This window comes from Vibrio penaeicida (assembly GCF_019977755.1).
Taxonomy (GTDB): domain Bacteria; phylum Pseudomonadota; class Gammaproteobacteria; order Enterobacterales; family Vibrionaceae; genus Vibrio; species Vibrio penaeicida.
Genome location: NZ_AP025146.1, coordinates 174,546 through 194,323, shown reverse-complemented (window position 1 = coordinate 194,323; position 19,778 = coordinate 174,546). Strand labels below are relative to the sequence as shown.

Genomic DNA, 19,778 nt, shown 5'->3' with positions numbered 1-19,778 from the left:
TTATCCTTTTCCTTTTTGGGCCTTTTCGAGCAGCTCTAATGTCAAAGTGTCTAAGACAACCATTGAAGCTTTCACGAGAGGGCGGACTTGTACATATGGTTGAAGCTCTTTTGCTTCTTCTAAGTAGTATTCACGAAGTGGAGCTGTGCTTGATGCAACTGCGCCGCCACCAGAATTAAGCGTATCCCCACCAGCCAATTCAATCGTATCAATCTCACTATCTAACCAGGCTGCAGCAAGGTCGATACCTGATGTCATCGTAGAGAAGAGTACGGCTTTGCCTGCAGGGTTAACCAAATGCCCTTTTATTCCGAGTGCACCATCTGGACCACTAATAGAACCAGTAAGAGGCATATCTAAGTCACCAAATTCAAACTTACAAGATAGTTTGTAAGGTCTAAAGTAAGCACGCGCTTCGGTTTTATGAGCTTGTACATCACTTAATACACGACAAGGATCTAAATTAAGCTCTGTGCCGTCTGGTAATCGAGCTTCCCCAGTAATTACAAACGTTGCTGTAAGCTTATCTGCAGCACGTTTACCTGTAGGAGCATCGACACCGGTAAGAAGTGTAAGGGGTACAAGTGATCCCGCGTTAATTCGCTTACCAACAAATTCCGGCTCATTACTTTTCTTGGGCGCTGGTGGCTTAGATGATTGAATGATTGAAATCGTTCTTTTTGTTGGCTGAACCTGGCCATTTTCAAAGCCATTATTGCTATAAGGAGGTTCCGGTTCATCGGTAATGTACATATTGTCGTTACTGAGTGAATCGGATGTCTCAGCTTCCTTGTGGCTTTGTCTGAGGAGTTCTAGTGGGTCAGTCGGAAGGTTGGAGTACGCGCTTTGATTGTCATGCAATGTCGGCTGATTTTGACCTGGAGTCTGATCGAAGTTGAAAGTGTCACTGTCATCTTCAGTCGCCGCATCGGTTTCATCAATGAAATCGAGTGAATCAGCTTCAAGATCTGTATCAGTCACAACCGTTGTTTCGGGCACTACCACTACTGACTGTTGTTCAACGATCAATTGACGTAACTCTTCAATCTGCTGATCGCGTTGATTGTTTTTTCGTTGTAGCTCATACAGGATTTCAGGGGCGGTCTGTAGTCGGTCTTCTGAACTTAGCATTGACTCAATTTCAGTCAACTTCTTGTTCACTTGGGTAACGCCAGCTTGAATGTTTCGTACATCGCGCTCCGTACTTTGTTGTCGAACATTTAAGGATTCAATATCGACGTCATCAGCCGAAGCCATGAACGGTGTCACTTCAAGGTTTTGTTGAACTGGCTGAACGACCTCTTCCTTTTCTGGCTTGAGTAAGAAGAGAACAGCCAAAATCCCCATGCCAATACCACCCCAAAGAACATAGGTGCGAGATTTATTGTCTAGTTGATTGTATTTTTCTTTTAAACTCATTTTCTAGCCCTCATCAAAAACACATTGGTCGATTCGCCGGGGTTCAGAGACTTTTTCGGGTAAAAAGACACAGCGTTGTTTACGGACTCAGATATGTCCGTGGTTTCGTCTGCGCCAGCTGACAAAAAATCATCAGCAGAAAGAGTGACTGGAACATTGGCTCTGTTAGAGGCTGTGTACTGGTCGATGACGAACAGAGGGGTTCGGATACGTTTTTCAAGGATAAGAAGTGTATTGCCGTAGAACTTGGGCTCGTTATCCAAAACATCGATAGACTTCATACCTGGTGGTACATTCGGAAAATGCTTACCTAACTGCTCAAACGCTTTAAGCATGGGTTCAATGTATTCATCAGGGCGACCAGTTTCATTGACTACTTGATCAAGCTCCCATTCATCATCGTTAAGCACTAGGTTCAGCTGCGCGCCGACTGGGAGATCTGTTGATATGATGTTGAGCTTGAGTTTCGGTGATTTTTCGTCATCCCTTTCACTAATGAAGAGACCAAAGGGTTTGGACTTTTCATCCGGTCGAAAGTAGACGCTACTACCGTCAACCGTAAACTCGATATCCACGTCCTTAATTAGCTTCGGGTTCGTGAATGGAGTGTGGATGACGTTCATATCATGCCAGCTTGCAACGACGACTTCTGTTCGACCACTGTCGATTAAAACGTCGGTCATTTGTGTAGGGTTCTGGATTTGTTTTTCAGTAATGCTTTTCTGTGCAATTGCATTTCCCGAAGCCAAAACGATACTAAGACTCAAGACGGTCTTCGTCAGCATAGAAGTCGAAGTAAGAAATGCTTGGCTGATAGTTGTCAATCTTGATTCGGAATTCATAAGTAACTCTCCGGGTTTTTTCTGAAGTTGATGCAGCAATAATTGTTTGTTCACCGCTAATGAAGGTTTTGCCCGTGTTCACGTCATAAACAATCTTGTCCGGGACGAATCGAATAGAGCTTTGTTTGGAGCGCAGCTCTTTTGCCTGAGCGAATAAGTTACTTCGGAGCTTTGCGTAGAGTTGGGGTTCGAACATGTCTCCAAGGCTGTCAACAATGACAGAGACACTACGAGGGGTAATGTTGCCCATTAACACAGCAGCATAGAGGGCATATTTTTTATGAAATCCCGATGCTGCGGCGTCGTATGACATGGTGACCCGTTCATCAAGATAAGGTGGTGTTAGAACAATTCGGTCATGATTCCGTGAAGCTGACAGTATTGCGCCACCAAGCAATATTGTCTGAATTACAATCACGGTCGTAACCTTGTTAGCTATCGAAAGCGCATCATTGCGATCTCGAAGCCATCGATTTAAGAACATAACGATACTCCGATTTCAGTGTTCGTATGGCTAATAGCGAAAACCTGAAAGGAGTTTTGTTATGTAGGCTATGAGTTATTTTAGTGGTTTTGGCGGCTCTTCAAATGCCAATATTTCAGGAGGTAGGGATAGGGGTTGCCTAATATTTGAACTCGTTGTCTTAGGCATTGTAGAAAAGTGTTGAGTGGCTGTTTGTGTGCCGTCCACTTTAGCTAGGTATGAGGTTGCGCGCGTAGACAGCTCGAAAACCAATTGGTCGACATGGCTTTCAAGTTGTTTTATTAGGTAATCGCGATCAACAATATCTTGAGTGATATCACTGATCAGCTTCTTAGGCGTACGATGAAGTAGGGTAATAAGGCTCTCAGGCTGCTTTATCTCTGCATCTAAGTATTCGGTCACTTCTTGAAGTAGGTTTTTGACTAAAATCTTGTCATCACTTCGCAAACAAGGCACTTCCTGGATTTGTAGGTATATCGATATTCTCTTGAAGTGGGAAATTAATGGGTCAGGGTTACCCTCGTAAGCTAATCGGGCTGCTTGCTCGTAATCTTTAAGAGAGATATCAAGGTCTTTTCGAGTCTTTTCAGAAATATTTGCATAAAGATTAGTGCTTGAAAGCGCTGAAACAAAGACGTTCTCTTGGGTCATATACGCTAATGTTTGGTGCACGCAAAGCAGGTGATTTTTATCCATCTCAGTTGGATTGTAGGTTGGGATGTAAACGCATGCTGAAGCAGAGTCGTCTGCCTCTTGATACTTTTGAAGTTCAATCTCACCACGATGGTGAGCTTCAATCTCAATCTCTTCATCCAAGCAAGTTAAAATGTCATCGAGGTTATTCCAAATTGGCCCTGAGTTTTGGATGTTGAAAATCCACGACTTAACTTTATTGTTAGTTAGAGAGCCTAGTTTTGTTAGGTGTGTGAGGTCTTGAAGATCTTTTAGTACCTTAACCAATTCATTCGTGTTGTTGGTGTTACCTGCTATGAAAATTTTCTCGCGAATGGCCTTGAGTTCAGCTCCGATACTCTGGGAATAAAATACATCTGCACTCAAGACGTTTGGATTAAATCGAATGTTGAGGCGATGTTCGTGAATGAGATTAGCGATCGTTGGCGCTAAATCTTCGCGGATAAGGTTTTTTAGGACGTAGTAATCGAAAATGTGTCCATGGTCCTTGTCGGTGATCTCGATATAATCTTGAGGATGTGCAGACAAGGCAATGGCTGGTTTACGAGCGAGCCCATGTTCATCGGTAATTTTATGAAGCTCATTCAATAGATAACTGCCATTAAAATCATTGCCGTTGAGAAGAAAATCCAACACGTAAAAATCGAATTGCTGTGGATTGGCTTTAAAACAAGAAAGGGCTTCGGCTGTCCGATTGAAATCGACAACGTTAAACCCAAATGTTTTTAATGTTTTTTTGTTGGCGCTACAAATCTCTTTTGTGTCATCTACCAATAATATGGTGCCTTTTCTTGCTTCAAGGTTGAATGCAGGTGCATGGCAGTGTTTAGTTGGCTCAACGGTACTTAGAAACTTGAGAAAATCAGCCAGTGCTGAGTGAGGTTCTAGAGAAACCCATTGATCATTCCCTTTGAGGTTGAACAGGGTGTCGCTATTGGGCTCTACCAGTAAGACATTCTCAAACCCACGGGCTTTATTGGGATCGTCGGTTACAAGAACATCGCAAATGTCATTCTTTACAATCTCGTAACTGGACAATGTTATGAAATCAACCAGTGTATCTTTGAGCAATCCTTCTTGCATGGATATTGAGATTTTGGCGTCACTAGGTCTTGAAAACTCACTGAATCCGTTATGTTCTGCGCAAGGGATAACGTACTCAAAAATTGCGCCTCTTTGGTTTGATGAAGGAACGTAGCGTAGTTCATCGCGAGTTTCTTTTGCTGTCTCATTTAAGTAGTAAAGGTCAACACCAAGTCCTTTCGTCACGTTCTCATTCAGTACTACATCGGTTAATTTCTCTTTAAAGAGCTTAACTGCAACTTCTTCTGAAACGCCGGTACCTTGATCAATCACTTGGAAAGTGACGCGAGCATTGTGTGAGCAATCTTTGATAGAGTTTGAGCTTACTTTAAGCACAATGATTCGGCTGTCAGCTTGGCCATCATCTGGCGTTGAGTATTTGATGGCATTAAAAATGAGTGATTGTAGACATTTTCTAACGAAGAACTGGTTAACTCTATATGAAGAATGCATCCGTACATCCGGCACTACCAAAACTTGCATGTTGGAGGTGGAGTTTTTGAAATTTACCCACTCTAGAAGTGAATCAATCAGAGACAGAAGCGAGACTTCGGGTTCATTAGCATGCGTTAACGGGCGGTAGGCTTTTGATGTCTTATCCAATAACGTATATCTGGTCACCATGTCAGAGTCGATAGTCTGTTGTTTGATAAGCTTGATAACCAGGAGGGCTTTACGAATATTTTCTGAATTTTCAGCTTTATCCTTTAAGTCTCGACTTTCAATGATATCAATGAGTGACTCTAAAGTAGGCAGAATGGTTAATAAGAACGTTTTGGAGTCATGGATCATACTTGCTGCGGCCGCGTCACTGGTACTTCTTCTAAGCGCTTCTTGGTCATCTACAGCAAGACAAAGTTGTTCTAGAAGAGAGTTCAGTTCTTTGTAGTTTGTCTTATCGTAGGATTTCTTGCCTAAAGTAAGCTGTTTCGCCTGCTCAAAAAAGTTTTTAAATTGAGGTATTAGGTTGCATTGCAGGTAAACAATGACAATGACAACAACCGCTAACATCATTGCAATTAAGGAGACAAAGAATGTGGATGCCGAGAACAACCAATCGACGTATGAGCTCGATTTGTACTGAATGAATATGTACTGTTCGCCAGCAATGGACTGCCAACTGTCACTCAACCTGTCTATTGCTGATGTGTCCGAAATAGAAAGTAGGGATTCTGGTGAGTTATAGGAGTCTTGTTTAAAGAGGTACTTAAGGTCAATGCAGTACATTTTCGTACCAAATTCCGTCTTGGTATCGACGTTGGAGCACTGATTTATTAGATGCTGGTGTATAGGCTTGATGGAATTTGGATTTTTTCGAGTGTTGTTTAACGTTGCAATCTCTATCAAATTCTCATCTGCGATCATGATGGATTCGACGAGAGGGAAGCTCGATTGAATTTTGTTACGAATACGATTGTAGAACTCGTCTCTAAGGCTTATATCATCACCGGTAAGATAAAATGACTTGTCAAAATAGATATTAAGAATGTCGCGAGTGACATATCCTTTTTGGTAATCGATATTATTATCAACATTTTCCTTTATGACGAAAGTAACCAGTAGGCTAGTTGCCATCATGACTAGTATGCTGGCTAAAACGCAACGAATGATTAGATTCGTATAAAGACTGCTGATCACGACCCTTCCTTGAGTAATTAAGTGATTGTCAAATCGCCTAAGACATGAGTTTTACAGGTAATGTGATGGTAATGTTAATGGAATAGTAATGAATGATTACTGCTTGTCAAGAGATTGGCGGGAGAGTGTCATTTTTTGAGCACGATGCCTAACAATCGATGATACCGTCTACAATTTTTACTCTCAGACCTACGTAGTCTCTCTCGAATATTGCAGTGGGTGACGTAGTAAAGCTCTTCATAATAAATAAATCAATTTCAGCAACATGTTCCTGATTCCAAATCATAAGTTCATGTAAAACAACATCAAAATCCTCTGAATCAACATGTTCCATAATGTTTCTAGGTGGTATTGGATCCAAGCAGTCCATATCAAACAAACGCTGAAAGTGCCCTAATGTACCGTCCATTAGATATCGTTGTCCGATGTAAGATGGGGAAGTTCTCGTTACATACTCTTCAAGTCTAGGCTGGTGCCGCGCTACTTCGATGTAAATCACATCGATGTGTTGACCGTATTGCATTTGAGTTTGAATAAACAGCTCCTCGTTCAGATAGAGCCTTGCAGGAATACCGCACATATTCTCTTCAAAACGAGTGCAATTAGTATCAGAGAAATGCGTTTTGTCTAGATTGACGGTAAACGCCTTATCTAAGTATCTTTCTAACTTTGTGGAAATTTTGAACATAAATGTTGAGCCCACCAGCGTATAGCATGATGGGCTCCCGTAACTTAGAAGCGGCGACGATGACGTGACCAAACTGACTCTTCAGTTTTATCTAAGATTTCTACTGCAGGTGTCTTTGCAGTATCAAGTGCTTGAAGGTCTTTGTATTCAAAGTTATCTGAATTGGCCACTGAAGCGCCTGATAGGATTGTTGCAACAACAGCAGCTACGAGTGTTAGTTTTGATTTCTTCATAATGTTTTCCTTTTCGAATAAATGATGGCCTTTGCCTCTGGCACTACTAATAAGCGAAAAGTTTTTGCATTGTTGGCTGCGTTTAAGTTGTTGAAAACATTGATTAAAAAAATTCCCCCTAAAAAACACTCAAATGTTGAGGAAGTGAGTCAGCGCTTTAATCTGACTTTGATGAAGTAATTTAGGTTTTGGTCGCTTTGTAACCTTAATAGCTGTTCATTCCGATTTATATGAATGGCAATTTCACCGCCCTTTGATTGAGACTCCAAATGAGTCAATGCTTCATTCAGATATATTGGGTTTATGACCAATGTGAATTCAGATAACCCAGGCGCTTCGATGTCAATGATCGAGGAAGTCGTTTTAGAGCTGTCGATTTTTGCTCTTAACAGTTCGTCAAAATGCTTAATGTCTGACGTCAACTCTAGGACCAGTGTCTCTTGAATTGAGGTCATTCTAACTGGGATGGTTAGTTTGTTTTGGGTTTCACCCTTATCAACAACACTCATCGCTAGCTTGCAGTGTCTTTGCAGCTGTTCAGGCGCTAAACCCATGCATTCATAAGGTAGTCTAAGAAAAGGGCGCCAATTAGGAACTGCTGTAGATAAACGAGAAAGATAAGCACTCATAGTCCCAGATTCTAACTTAATGATATTAGGGTTCATGTGAACGTTAAGTTCATCTCTATCACCTATCATCCTGTTCATTCCGCTTGGCAACTGTTTAGGCATAACTAAGGGAGAAGTAAAAACACTTCCAGTATTCTCTCTTTCACCAACTACCAATACGTGACCGTTAGTGGTTATGAAGGACAAATAGTTGTCTCGACTTTCTATAATGACTGACTGCATTGCCTGGCGAAAATCATGCTGATTTGCACATCGGCTCATGCCCTCAAGAACACGAATATCTTCGGGTCTTAGTGAAAAGTTCGAATCAAAGCTCTGTTCTACATGTATAGGTTTTCGCGCTGACAGTTTTTGGATTTTATAGCGTGATTGTCCATTTGAAAGAGTGACCCAGTTACCCAGTACTTCCGTAGTGATTGATGGGCTCGATAAAGATGAGATTATTTGATGTGTCTTCCTAGCATCAACGATAAAACCAGCCCCAGAGACAACCCCTCTCGCCGGCTGTTTCAATGTAAAGTTCTCTGATTGAAGAATGATTTCACCTGTTTGCTCATCGTAAATCATTAAGAGCTGCTGATTAGCTTTCACAAAACTCTTTGCTACTGAAAATAGATCATTAAAGGGCTCATTCATCAACATCTTTACTACCCCCCAATTATCCGCTGATAGATTTCAAACTCGTGGAAGTGATAGCCTGAAATGTAGGTGTTCAAGTAAGTTGCTAGAAGTAACTGAAATAACCCCGTTGCAGCGGATATGGTCAGTGTTTTATTCATCAGTAGGGAGGCTATGTAAAACACGAAGAGAAGAGGTGAAATCAACCAAGAAATTAAGAATGAGATACCCCAGAAGTAGTTATCGTGTTGGGTGTCAATCGTGTCGGGTAATTGCAAAGCCTCTTTTAAAGGTACGCTACCGGCCACTTTTAGAATCTCGCGCTCGTCTAGAGGTTTATCAAACACCCACCCAAAGTGCTTGGTTTGTTTCAATGACGCTGTGATATTGTACTGCACCCATTTGGCAGGATCGCTCGGATGTGGGCCGATGAACTTCACTTTAACATCGCAATAGTCCAGTTTACCGGCTTCTTTACACTCGCGATTTGAGATCGCTGACTTAGTCCGTAGTAATATTTCTTTGTAGTCACTGTTGAGTGCATAGAACTTTGTCAGTTTGTTGATGTGAGTAAATACGACATGCTCTGGTGTCGATAACACACTAGGGATATTGGCTGAAACGTAAAACAACGACCAAATGAATATGAGTAACAATATGGTGAACTTCTTAATCATTTGATGCCTCCGTTTCAGTCTTTACTTTGTCGAATACAGCAGCGATTCCTGAACGATTGCGAAATTTCATTCCGCTGACCCTGAGAGTGCTTTCATGTAAGGGTGTCGTTTCGGGCCTTGAGGAAGTAGGTAGGCAAATTAGATTGCTAGTTGACTCTTCTTTCGCCAGTTTCACGTCTGCTTGCTCATGCTTTTTCTTGAATACATCTCTTTCAATTTTTCCATTGAACGAAGTGACCCAGCTTTTAACGATTCTTTGCCAGTTCTCTTCTTCAAACTTTTCTTTTAGCTCTAAGAAATAACTACGCAATTTATTAGTCATTCCTGCGATTTTCTCATTGAACATCTTGCTCATACCTCAGTTGCCTTTCTTGGTATAAGCGAAAGCCGTTTAGCTTGTCGGCTTTAGGTTTTCGCTGATCTTATTAGTGAATAAATTGATGGAGAAATGAGTTATGCAGATTTACGTTCAAGTGATGCTAAACGTTCCCATTCGTACTTGTTTCACGTTTTCGTACGAGTTAAAGCAAGGCGAAAATATTGAGATGCTTCGTGGAGCAAGAGTTCGCGTCCCATTTGGCAATAGCAATAAGACACGGGTTGCCATTATCACTAATGTATTTATGGCAAACCCAAACATCCACCGATCGGCAGTTAAGACCGTCTCGGAGGTGCTTGATTACAAATTCCTAGATAAAGAAACTCTACGCTTAATGAGCATTGCTCAAGAATATTACCTAGCTTGCTATGCTGACCTATTTGTTTCCGGTCTACCAAAAATGGTTAGAGATGGGAAATGTATGAGTCCGCCAGTTATTGAAACGGTTTCTTTAGTGGAGGGAGCAACGATACCTTCGCGAGCCAAGAAACAATGCCAGGCGGCTGAGTATATTATGAGTCAAAGAGTATGCTTAAAAACTGAGTTTAAGAAGCTGTATGGCTCTACACTGCTCAAAACAATGTTAGACAAGGGATATGTCAAAGTATTGGAAAACGCGGTTCCTGACTTCGTTGAGACGCTTGTAGTAAACGAGAAGGATAAACACTGCCTGAATGACGAGCAGCAAAGTGCTTTTCAATCAATCAGTGAGCAAGAGGGGTACGGGGCATTCTTGTTGGATGGAGTAACGGGCTCAGGAAAAACTGAGGTGTATTTTGCTGCCGTAGAAAAAGTGCTTAAAGCCGGCAAGCAGGTATTGGTTTTGGTGCCGGAGATTAGTTTAACCCCACAATTGCTAGCGAGGTTCGAGTCTCGATTTGGTGGAGTAGATATCGGTGTTTATCACAGTAAGTTAAACGATACTGAAAGAGCTCAAGCCTATAATAAGTTTCGGTTGGGAATTTCACCGATACTCATCGGCACTCGAAGCTGCGTCTTTGCTCCTGCGAAGCGGCTTGGACTTATCATCGTTGATGAAGAGCACGATAGCAGTATTAAAAACGCCGATAAGCGGTTCGGATTTCATGGTAGAGATCTGGCTGTATTGAAAGCAAGTGTATCTGGGGTTCCCGTTGTGTTAGGAAGTGCATCGCCCTCATTTGAATCTATAAAGAACAGCCATGATGGGAAATACAAACGATTATTTTTGAATGAACGGGCTACCAAATCAAAACTGGCTCCAATTTCCCTAATCGATATTAAAGGCAAAAGGCTACGAGCTGGCTTGTGTGATGAGGTGGTCCGCCAAATGAAGCAGGTTATTCGTGAGGGTAATCAATGTCTGGTTTATTTGAACAGAAGAGGGGCAAACCCATTATCACAATGTGAAGATTGTGGGTACGTTCCTACTTGCAAGTCGTGTGATAAACCATACCACTTCCATTTAACAGACCAGCGATTGCATTGCCATGTTTGTGGATCGACTAAAAAGCCCGAGATTACATGTAAGGCTTGTCATGGGCATATCCAAAATATAGGCATAGGAACTCAAAAAATAGAAAATGATTTAAAAGGGCTGTTTCCTGAAATAATTGAAGATAACCCAAACGCCATTGTACGCGTTGATTCTGACTCTACAGCCAAAAAGAAAGCCCTGTCTGACATGATTGATTCCATTAATGGAGACTCAACAAAGATCATTCTTGGGACTCAGCTATTGTCAAAAGGGCATCATTTTCCAAAAGTTGCACTTGTCGTGGTGGTTGATGTGGATGGTGAACTGATGAGCACTGATGATGTGAGAAGTCTTGAAGTTCTGAGTTCTAATATTATTCAGGTTAGCGGTCGATCAGGTAGAAGCGGGTCGGGGAGAGTCTTAATTCAAACGAGAGACGTCAACAACCCTTACTTTAAATTACTGGCAACCCAAGACTATAGACGAATTGCCGATGTTCTGATGGAAGAGCGCCGAAAATCAAATCTACCTCCTTATGCAGCGGTTGCCTCAGTAACGGTTACATCTTTTAGACGAGAGCAGGCTGATAGCATTTTACAGCAGGGTTCCTCATTGATTAGGAAGGGCAGTTCAGTCAACGTATCTGAACCTCACCCATCATCCATTAGGAAACGGGCTGGGATGTATTCTGAGAGTATCTGCATTTACGCTTCGAATAGAAAAGACTTAAACAAGGCACTCAGAGGAGCTCTTGATGAGCTAGAGAAACAGACGAAGTCTCATCAAAACATGAATTTGTTATGGGATTTTAGCCCTTTGTACGTCAAGTCTCGGAACGTGAGGCGCTGATTTGTCATTAAGCACCTTGAAATAAGCCGAAAGTAAGTTTGATTTCGGCTTTTTTCTTCTAAATCTATTTTCGCCTTTAGTAATGAACAAAACACTAAAGGATGAAAAATGCAGACTCAAATTCAATTCCAACAGGAAATGCGCTCACAACTGATTACTCAATGCTTAGTAAGGGCGCATACAGCAATCTCTGATTTGCAATCTCTTGACGTGTGGGATAACAAGCAAGAATCCAGTCGAATGCTTAATGTTTATCTACAGTTCTGCAACGACACTGAACTTGTAGCAGATCTCGCGCGAGTCAACGAAAGGGATATTAAGCTAATTTGTGAATGCTACCTTCAAGATCGCTACCAAGTTAGCCTGGTACCGTCATTCAATGAGAAACCATGTTGGCAAGAACTTAGAGATTTCCTTTGGCTACTTGTTTCAAGCAACCTGTCTCGTGAGGAAAGCCTTTCATTGCTTCAAGTAAGTGTTCATAACCGTGTAATGCACACTCCAAGGCTTAACATTTTCACTTTATCCCTTTTGCGACCTGACTTAATAGACCTTGTGCTGGTGGATAGACTCGATCAACACACAAAATTAGTGGCTGTAGAGCTAGGTATTAACATCAAACAGCATCCACTCATGTTGGAGGACTAGGTTATGGATATGCCAGAACATAAAGACGGTCGTAAGAAAGCCTCATTTACTTCAAAAGTAGCTACACACCTATTTAGCTGGTCAGTGTTATACATCTCTCTTGCATTAGTCATCTCTACCTATTTTGGTTTTTCTTTTACTGATGAGTATGAAAACAAAACGCTTTTGGCCAATAACGTAGCTAAACAGAAGGTTGAGCAACTAACGTTGTCAACGAAGATTCAGGTGGAGGAAATAACGACGCCATTCAATGAGTCCAATGAAGTGAGATTACTGTTTAGCTACGATAGTGCACCATGCCGGCTTTTCCACTACGAGTGGTCAGCAATATCCGATCTAATTGATGTCAATTTGGCTGTTAAGCAAGTTCCAGTTGTGAGCTCAAGATTCATGACCGAAACAGTATTAAAAGCCCATGCGATTAGTGAACAAATTGATTTTACAAGCAAGTTGAACAATGCAATGTACAAAATGGTCATTGAAGAAGGTGAAACGATAAATACCTTGGGCCAGTTACATGACTGGTTTTTAAAAGAAGGGGTGAACAACCACAAACTAATCAATTATCTTTCCAATAGCAAAACTGGTGAATTGTTTAAAAATTACCAGGCCATTAAACCCAAACAAACGCCAAGCATCTTAGTGGGTGGGTCTAAGATTATTTACTTTGAGCATGATGTAAACCATGAAGAGCTGGTTGAGGTCATAAACGCCGTAGCAAATCAGGTTATTGCCGAGGAACGTTTATGAGAATGCGTGAAGCCGTAGTCAAAGTATATGTAGACTTGGAAAATATGCCTCCATATGCAGTTCGACGTTTTATCGAGAAACACAAGTTTAATCCTTCAGAGGTACTCGTTTTCACTAAAGTACCTTCTCAAGTGAATGATTTTAACAAATTTGGAACGAAGGTATTCAATTCGTACCCCAAAGGTAAGAATGGTGCTGATTTCTGCCTAATCGGAGAGTTAGTGAGGAACTTGGTTCACACGCGGGACAGTGACGCTAGTCGCTATCTATTGAGTAATGATAATGAGCTTAAAAAAGCGTTTGTTCATCAATGTCAAAAGTCTGGTGTCTATGGTACAGCGCTATCGATCAAGAATGATGCAAAAGGCAATCAAAGTGCTGGGTGGGTCGCTACAGGCCGTAGAGCTGATTTTAAAAAATTGAACCACGGAGAACAATTGTTATTCAGGGAGATAAGTCGTTTGTCGGTGAGTAGGAAACCTGCTTCGAACCGATGGCTTAGACGTGAGTTAAATATGAATGGCAAAGAGTATCCGCGTGCATTACTCACCCTAAAAGATATGGGACTTATTAAGAAAGTTAGGTGCGAGGCCCAGGTATCAGTGCTTCGAAACGAAAAGTTAAGGAACACAGTCGGTGCGTTGGAACTAAAAGGGATGTCTCTTTTGACCGAGCCTCTTACAGCTCGCCAGTGGAGAGAGAAGATGGGCGTAAGTCGTCGCTCCTTCAGTGAGATGATTGCCAAACTAACCAGCAATAAAATGATAAAGAGAGTAAGAAAGCGACGGTACAAACCGGTTATATAGTTGCCTTACAAACACGTTTATGGTTTTCGCTTTTTGTTGTGCTACTAAACAACAAGGAAAGCACGATGAAAAAGATGAAAACACTCGTTCTAGGGGCTTGCTCTCTCATTGCGACGTCTACTTTAGTTCACGGTAAAGTTCACGAAACATACCTGCATGGCAGTTCAATATATCTAGGCGGGGAACTCGTTGTACTTTCCCATGATAAGCAAGAGCTAGGCGGCAAAGCGACTTCGAACCATGTAGAGCTAAAAATTGGTAAGGAGTTTAAGGATGGTCATCACGTTGAGCTCTACTATCTTCTTCCTTCTGACATTGATGATACAGCAGCACGATTCAAAAGCGCAGGTGCGCGATATGCCAAAGAATTTGATTTAGATCGACGTTGGAAATTGATGCCATTCGTTGGCTTTGGTCAAAACACCTTCTCTGCATTTGGTAACTCTGATTCTGAATGGGATCTTAACTACGGCGTAGGCATTAACTATGTCATGTTAGACCGTTCAACTGCGGTAGGATTTGGTGTGAAGTCATATGACACAAAGGCTGATCACCTAAGTGGTTTCTTCGAATTTAAGTATCATTTTTAGAAAATGAAATCACTACTAAATCGACTAAAAAACGGGGACGTCATAGGCTTTATGTCTATGATTTCACCGTTTTTTGTAGTTAACGAGATAAAACCGAAAAATGGGTTGGTTATATCTCATGGACGACGTTCAGAGTTTATGTGTTTATGCAAATCAAGTCTTGAGTTTCAAGATATTGCTGAAGTTACTCCCATTTGCAATAAAGAGCGCATATTTCTGGACATGGTGCGTCATACCAGTCATAGAGACATCTTTGTTACTGACATTTGGTGGTTAACAGAGGCTGGATTAAAGGAAATCGCTAATCACAAAGAAAAACGAGTGTATCTCTTTGTTCAATTCCCAAATCAAATAGAACCTATATTCAGTCACCTCAAGTATTTGTGTGTTGGTCCATGTGATCTTGGTTTTAGTGACCAAGGAACATACGTTTTTGGGGGAGTTAACTTGCAGGATTCAAGCCTGAAGCTGCAATACACGCCCAATAATGACGCAGAATTTAAGTCAATCGATACTGGCGGGAATACCTCAACGTTTGAGATAAGTCTTGCTGTTAACGAAGAGGCATTGTGATGAAGTTAAAGCTGCCATTTGTGCCAAGCAAATCAACTTGGATATACCTATTTACTGGAATCGCAGTCGTTGTAATAACAATGGTGCTGTTGCACTTATTTTCATTTACATTTGAATTGATAGCTGGCTTCAGCAGTCTAATTTTCTTTCTAATCGTTATTTGCGTACCTTGTATTGTCATTTACATAGGGAAGAAGAAAGGCATCTAATACTCACAACCCAAACCAATCACTAAAGGCCACCGATCGTTCGGTGGCCTTTTCATTTCTGGGCAATTAAAAAAATATTTTGCATGGTGCTGCCGTTGATTCAAAATTCATGATTGATTTGATTTTTGAAAATATCGTGTTCGAATCATAATTTAGGTTTATATATTACCCATAAAGCCCTCACTTAGAACTTTATAAAACAACCAAGGTGCTTTGTCTGGTCTTACCAGTCTACTTTGGTAACTCAACGAGTGTGAATAGGGGAGACTGTGCCACAGTGACTAGGATTTTTATTAAGTAACAAAGTTATCAGTGTGATAATGGTCACAAATTTAAAGATGGGGCGGAAAATATTTAACTTTTATAAATCAGTGGTTTAATTGATTTTTGTTTCATGTTTCATCAAATTCAGGGGTAAAAGGTAGCAATTGAAGGCCATTCATTTTTAGGTTTTCGCTTGTAGGGTTGGAGGTCTAACTTTTTTTCGTTAGAGTTGCCATTCTGTATGCAGTAAATATTCTATATTTATAAATATCTATTCATGGCTTCCGGTAGGAATTTGGCTGAAAATAATAAATTTAGCGAAATTTGTCGGTTTTGGAAAAAAGTATAAATTTTATATTCTACTGTTGAGGAGTTTTCCAAAATGAACCTAAACGAGCTTTATGATGAGGCCATATTAGCCTTAGAGAATGGAGTTAGCGGCGAATCAGAGAGGCAGAAGGTTGAAGAACTGCTTCGGTTGCACCCAAATGCCAAGAATATTTACATAGTAAAGGTAGATTCACTCACGCGCAGTTGTGTTCAGTTATGGATTAATGAAAGTTTTTCGGCTGATGATGGATGGCGTGACTTCGAAACAAGGAGGCTTTCTGAATTACGACCGGGAAAAGCCTTGTTAGACTTCACTGAGTTGGGTTACAAGATAATCAGAATTGCATAACGATTAAGTTGGATCTTAATTGGATCTTAGAGAGATTTCATGTGCGTTGTCAGCAGTAATGCGAAGCAATTAATGCTGATAACGTATTTTATGTTTAATTGATTATGTTGAATAAAATCAGATACTTATTTTCATGCCTGCATGGTCGGTAATATTTTGTCATTTAATATCAATCACTTATCAAGATTTAACATAAGGTACGTAATACGCATTGTAAGTTGTTTATAATCAGTAGCTTAAATATTTATCTAGTGCGTACTTTTATGAGCTCTCGATCTTGATCTTGATCTGACTAGATTTTAGATCAAAGCATGAAAACTAAAACTTCCATTGTGACGGTGTAACTGTTTGTTTTTCGTCCGTATCTCTACCATTGCCCTATAAGGGCAACGGATAGCTGAACAAGATCAAATGAGTCAGGTTAAATCCAAAATGAATCAGTATTGCTGCTAGTAGTTTACCGCCAGTTAAATAGTAAATGGTTCCGTAACCGATACCAGCAAGAGCCGCTAAGATCATAAATATTGGTCCGCCCGCAAAATGCGCTAACCCAAATAAGACCCCTACAATAATGATGGCCAGTGCCGGTGGCATGCGTTTATGTAGACGACGTTGGAGGTAATGTCGGAAGAAAGCTTCTTCGGCAGCTGAAGTGAACAGTAAATTAGAAAACGCCCAGATCGGTGTCCATTGCGGTAACCCAAAATCAAACTTCATTAGCCCTATTGGTATAGAAGCATATTGAAGCAAACCCAGTAGAATGACTGTTAAAATCAAGTACTGAGCAACTCTATTGTTGATGACATATGACGTGTGAAATGTTCTAACCGCCATTAATACCGCAAAGAATATGTGGACCTTATCAATACTCAAAATTAGACTGTAAGGTATTGATAAATTTGATTTTTGTAGATTTTGAAAAACCACGTATTTGTTAAAGCCTGGAAATGCATGCGCGGCTAGCCCGATGCACATAAGTATAAAACACCCATGCACTGCCCTTCTCAACCAAACGTTTAAAGTCTCTGTCTTGGGTAAATACCATGCCAATGAATAAAAAACGACGAGTGTAATAATTCCAATGAGATCAATCAGACCGATGTAGTGCGCTAACCCGATCGAAGTCAGTACCATTGACGGCGCTATGAGTGGAAATCTGAAACTAGCAACAACAGCAAAGCCAAGTAATAAAAAGTGCACTAGCGTTAACGTATCTACCATGATTATTTTGTCCTTAATCGACTGATTTTCCAATTGATATTTGTTTCTAGTCCAAAAACTTCTCTATGAAAATCTGAGCTTCATTTATATCAGATTTAAGGTCTTCATCTTGCAAGAATTCGGCAATGCCCAGTAATTGACCTAGAAATAGATACTGTTCTGCGAGCCTCATCGAGTCTTTTTCATTGATGATTTGTAGTATTTCGAACGCTCTATTTTTCCTGATGTATTTCATATTCCTTCCCCATACACCATTAAAAGCGAATAAAAAAAGCCAGTAGCTCTTTAAGCAACGAGTGCTAAAGGGCTTCTGGCTTTAATGTTTATTCAAAATCTTCTGCAGTATATTGAAGTTGGCGTTGATAGTCTGCTTTTCTAACAGCAGTCATTACCGTTACATCACCTTCTGTGTAGTACAGAATTTTCATTCGTTTCGGGTCGGCATAAACACAGTTCAGCGTATCTTGTCCGTGAACGTGCTCATAATCTGTACCGTTGACGAATAGACGTACAAACTGCTTGTAGCAGAGCACAAAGTACCTTTCTACGTAGAGTTCATTTATCATTTCGTACTCAAAGAGGTCGCGCTTTAACATTTTCTGTAAGCGCTTTACTAGCTTTTCTAAGCGTGCACGATAGTGGTTGCTATGAACAGCCATGAAATCGACTCTCTTCTTGAACCAATAGGATTCAGAGACTAGTGAATCGATGAGATTCTTAGCTTGATTACGGTCCATTTTCTTAACAAATTTCGTTAAGTGAGTAGATTTACTGCCTGTCTTTAAGTAGTGGGTTACGATTATATCCATCTTGGTTTTCTCCAATTGAAGGGATTTAGTGTTTACTTGTCGGTGTGTCTTTTCGAAAGTTTTCGATGTCGAACCCATAGACGGAAAGCGCTTTTTTAAGTGCTTTTATTCTTGGCTGATATTCCGGTAATTCTCCTAATGGGTGATCACCATATTCAGTCAGTTCACTTAGAGCATTTTCAAAGTCTTGTTCGGTTTTAAACTTAATCATTGGATTCTCCTTCTATGATTAAAAGACGCACGAAAGCGCAACTGTCCTTTTCAGGAAGCTGATTTCGTGCATCTGGGGGTATTGCTAGGAACTAGCGGTCTTTATTGTGTGATTTGTCGTACTTTTCTAACTGATTTCCAGCCCATTTGCTAATTGATGGCATAAGCAGCATCAATAGTGCAAAACTGACTGCGATTAGACAAAGTACAGTGACGGCATTCATAGTGACACCTTACTTTATTTTCTTATTAAGTATGTGAGCTACTATTGAAATAATAATGCCTGACAGCAGTAGCACAATAAAAGTGACATCAAATCCTTTGTCTATCATGTAAACGAATGCTGAGGTATAACCTGCAACACCTAAGTTTTTGATATGGTTAAGGAAGTAGTCATTAGCAAGAAGAAAAGAATCAATCTTTTTAATCTTACGGATAAAGTATAAATATACTATTAGATAATCAAACATTTCGGTTTTCTCCATTGGTTTGAGTTGGTTAATGAGCAGTATGCTCGGGGTTTATTGTTCAAAGACTGAAAAAAATAGTCGGTTTACTTCGGGGTTAGATTTGTCTCTTTGGTATCCTTCCAATGGCGTTAATCCATCAGAAATCCACCCAAGAGTACAAAGTCCTCTATCCCAATCTTCGGTTCCAACAAGTGCATCGAGCGCTCCTGGTTCATAGTGGTATTTACCAGCTATTGAATGGAGTGCTTCGGTTCTTGTATGGAAAACTTCGTGATATCGAGGACCACGTTCGTCGTAGAGTGATATCCGAAATTTTTCTTCACGATTTTTGTCAGGTTCTGGTAGCAAGCATGCAACCTGTCCTTGATCATTTACCGCTTCAAAAAATCCATTAGGAAATTGTGAAGAGAGAAAACTCTTCTTTTGGATTCTCTTGAACGTTGTTACAAAGAATCCCCATTTCCTTTCAGGTAAAGATGCATCTTCAACGTGTGTAAAAGAGTTATGAAACCTCTTATACATGCGTTGTTGATTCAGCCATTGTGTGAAAGACTCATTTGATAGCCCATACGGATTATCGTTAAAGAGGCCCATATCCTCTGATCTAAGCTGCGTTTCAAGATATTGCGTGTAGTTCAGCATATTGATGCTCCTTTATCGCACGTAACCATAGAGAGACACTTCTTATGGCCAAACAGTAATGGGCCGTTAAGAATGTGCTCTACACCATGAACGACGGCAATATTGCTAACCGATAGTAAGAACGTTCGGTCAACATGCTTGTCGCATATCTCGCAGTCACCGTATCTTTCAGTTCCTGCTTGTAGCTTCTTTAACTTGAATATTCGGTTGATAATCATT

General features: G+C 40.6%; 23 protein-coding genes. 7 read left to right on the top strand and 16 right to left on the bottom strand.

Features of this window, described 5'->3' with window-relative positions; all coding sequences use genetic code 11:
• The 9 genes from LDO37_RS29770 to LDO37_RS29730 form a co-directional block, all read right to left on the bottom strand.
• Positions 1 to 1,419: a TraB/VirB10 family protein gene (locus LDO37_RS29770; RefSeq protein WP_126606146.1), complete on the bottom strand. Its 1,419-nt coding sequence runs from the start codon at positions 1,417 to 1,419 to the stop codon at positions 1 to 3.
• Complete coding sequence (locus tag LDO37_RS29765; protein WP_126606145.1) at positions 1,416 to 2,186, bottom strand: hypothetical protein; 771 nt, start codon at positions 2,184 to 2,186, stop codon at positions 1,416 to 1,418. The genes LDO37_RS29770 and LDO37_RS29765 overlap by 4 nt, the downstream gene beginning before the upstream one ends.
• Positions 2,176 to 2,745: a TraE/TraK family type IV conjugative transfer system protein gene (locus LDO37_RS29760; protein WP_126606144.1), complete on the bottom strand. Its 570-nt coding sequence runs from the start codon at positions 2,743 to 2,745 to the stop codon at positions 2,176 to 2,178. Before LDO37_RS29760 ends, LDO37_RS29765 begins: the two co-directional genes overlap by 11 nt.
• Before the next feature lie 75 nt (positions 2,746 to 2,820).
• The gene (locus LDO37_RS29755) at positions 2,821 to 6,159 is read right to left on the bottom strand and encodes an ATP-binding protein (protein ID WP_126606143.1); all 3,339 of its coding nucleotides are present in this window, start codon (positions 6,157 to 6,159) and stop codon (positions 2,821 to 2,823) included.
• Between the two features lie 148 nt (positions 6,160 to 6,307).
• Positions 6,308 to 6,847 (bottom strand): hypothetical protein, encoded by a 540-nt coding sequence (locus LDO37_RS29750; RefSeq protein WP_126606142.1) that lies wholly within the window; start codon positions 6,845 to 6,847, stop codon positions 6,308 to 6,310.
• A 44-nt stretch (positions 6,848 to 6,891) separates the two neighbouring features.
• On the bottom strand, positions 6,892 to 7,080 hold the full coding sequence (locus tag LDO37_RS29745; protein WP_126606141.1) for a hypothetical protein: 189 nt from the start codon (positions 7,078 to 7,080) through the stop codon (positions 6,892 to 6,894).
• A gap of 149 nt (positions 7,081 to 7,229) precedes the next feature.
• Complete coding sequence (locus tag LDO37_RS29740; RefSeq protein ID WP_126606140.1) at positions 7,230 to 8,300, bottom strand: beta clamp domain-containing protein; 1,071 nt, start codon at positions 8,298 to 8,300, stop codon at positions 7,230 to 7,232.
• Between the two features lie 56 nt (positions 8,301 to 8,356).
• A complete protein-coding gene (locus LDO37_RS29735; protein WP_126606139.1) occupies positions 8,357 to 9,004 on the bottom strand; it encodes a hypothetical protein in 648 nt (215 codons plus the stop codon).
• Positions 8,997 to 9,359: a hypothetical protein gene (locus LDO37_RS29730; RefSeq protein ID WP_126606138.1), complete on the bottom strand. Its 363-nt coding sequence runs from the start codon at positions 9,357 to 9,359 to the stop codon at positions 8,997 to 8,999. The genes LDO37_RS29735 and LDO37_RS29730 overlap by 8 nt, the downstream gene beginning before the upstream one ends.
• Before the next feature lie 100 nt (positions 9,360 to 9,459).
• Here LDO37_RS29730 and priA point away from each other — a divergent pair, with 100 nt between their 5' ends.
• The 7 genes from priA to LDO37_RS29695 all read left to right on the top strand — a co-directional run bounded on the left by priA (position 9,460) and on the right by LDO37_RS29695 (position 16,207).
• Complete coding sequence (gene priA / locus LDO37_RS29725) at positions 9,460 to 11,688, top strand: replication restart helicase PriA (RefSeq protein WP_126606137.1); 2,229 nt, start codon at positions 9,460 to 9,462, stop codon at positions 11,686 to 11,688.
• A gap of 108 nt (positions 11,689 to 11,796) precedes the next feature.
• Positions 11,797 to 12,336 (top strand): hypothetical protein, encoded by a 540-nt coding sequence (locus tag LDO37_RS29720; RefSeq protein WP_126606136.1) that lies wholly within the window; start codon positions 11,797 to 11,799, stop codon positions 12,334 to 12,336.
• A 3-nt stretch (positions 12,337 to 12,339) separates the two neighbouring features.
• Positions 12,340 to 13,086, top strand: a complete 747-nt coding sequence (locus tag LDO37_RS29715) for a hypothetical protein (protein WP_126606135.1) — start codon at positions 12,340 to 12,342, stop codon at positions 13,084 to 13,086.
• On the top strand, positions 13,083 to 13,892 hold the full coding sequence (locus tag LDO37_RS29710; protein WP_224056089.1) for a hypothetical protein: 810 nt from the start codon (positions 13,083 to 13,085) through the stop codon (positions 13,890 to 13,892). Before LDO37_RS29715 ends, LDO37_RS29710 begins: the two co-directional genes overlap by 4 nt.
• A gap of 65 nt (positions 13,893 to 13,957) precedes the next feature.
• Positions 13,958 to 14,482 (top strand): outer membrane beta-barrel protein, encoded by a 525-nt coding sequence (locus LDO37_RS29705; protein WP_126606133.1) that lies wholly within the window; start codon positions 13,958 to 13,960, stop codon positions 14,480 to 14,482.
• Between the two features lie 57 nt (positions 14,483 to 14,539).
• A complete protein-coding gene (locus tag LDO37_RS29700; RefSeq protein WP_126606132.1) occupies positions 14,540 to 15,055 on the top strand; it encodes a hypothetical protein in 516 nt (171 codons plus the stop codon).
• A gap of 855 nt (positions 15,056 to 15,910) precedes the next feature.
• On the top strand, positions 15,911 to 16,207 hold the full coding sequence (locus LDO37_RS29695) for a hypothetical protein (RefSeq protein ID WP_126606131.1): 297 nt from the start codon (positions 15,911 to 15,913) through the stop codon (positions 16,205 to 16,207).
• 378 nt (positions 16,208 to 16,585) lie between these two features.
• On the opposite strand, the gene LDO37_RS29690 is transcribed toward LDO37_RS29695, so the two are convergent.
• The 7 genes from LDO37_RS29690 to LDO37_RS29665 all read right to left on the bottom strand — a co-directional run bounded on the left by LDO37_RS29690 (position 16,586) and on the right by LDO37_RS29665 (position 19,777).
• Positions 16,586 to 17,428 carry a CPBP family intramembrane glutamic endopeptidase gene (locus tag LDO37_RS29690; protein WP_126606182.1) on the bottom strand — a complete coding sequence of 281 codons (843 nt, stop codon included), beginning with the start codon at positions 17,426 to 17,428 and terminating at the stop codon, positions 16,586 to 16,588.
• Positions 17,429 to 17,474: 46 nt separating this feature from the next.
• Positions 17,475 to 17,663 (bottom strand): hypothetical protein, encoded by a 189-nt coding sequence (locus LDO37_RS29685; protein ID WP_126606181.1) that lies wholly within the window; start codon positions 17,661 to 17,663, stop codon positions 17,475 to 17,477.
• Positions 17,664 to 17,751: 88 nt separating this feature from the next.
• Complete coding sequence (locus LDO37_RS29680; RefSeq protein WP_126606180.1) at positions 17,752 to 18,237, bottom strand: hypothetical protein; 486 nt, start codon at positions 18,235 to 18,237, stop codon at positions 17,752 to 17,754.
• A 25-nt stretch (positions 18,238 to 18,262) separates the two neighbouring features.
• The gene (locus LDO37_RS29675) at positions 18,263 to 18,448 is read right to left on the bottom strand and encodes a hypothetical protein (RefSeq protein WP_126606179.1); all 186 of its coding nucleotides are present in this window, start codon (positions 18,446 to 18,448) and stop codon (positions 18,263 to 18,265) included.
• Positions 18,449 to 18,539: 91 nt separating this feature from the next.
• Positions 18,540 to 18,671 (bottom strand): hypothetical protein, encoded by a 132-nt coding sequence (locus LDO37_RS30260; RefSeq protein ID WP_263422466.1) that lies wholly within the window; start codon positions 18,669 to 18,671, stop codon positions 18,540 to 18,542.
• A gap of 297 nt (positions 18,672 to 18,968) precedes the next feature.
• Positions 18,969 to 19,559: a hypothetical protein gene (locus LDO37_RS29670; protein WP_126607392.1), complete on the bottom strand. Its 591-nt coding sequence runs from the start codon at positions 19,557 to 19,559 to the stop codon at positions 18,969 to 18,971.
• The gene (locus tag LDO37_RS29665; protein WP_126607393.1) at positions 19,553 to 19,777 is read right to left on the bottom strand and encodes a hypothetical protein; all 225 of its coding nucleotides are present in this window, start codon (positions 19,775 to 19,777) and stop codon (positions 19,553 to 19,555) included. The genes LDO37_RS29670 and LDO37_RS29665 overlap by 7 nt, the downstream gene beginning before the upstream one ends.
• Position 19,778: the final 1 nt, after the last annotated feature.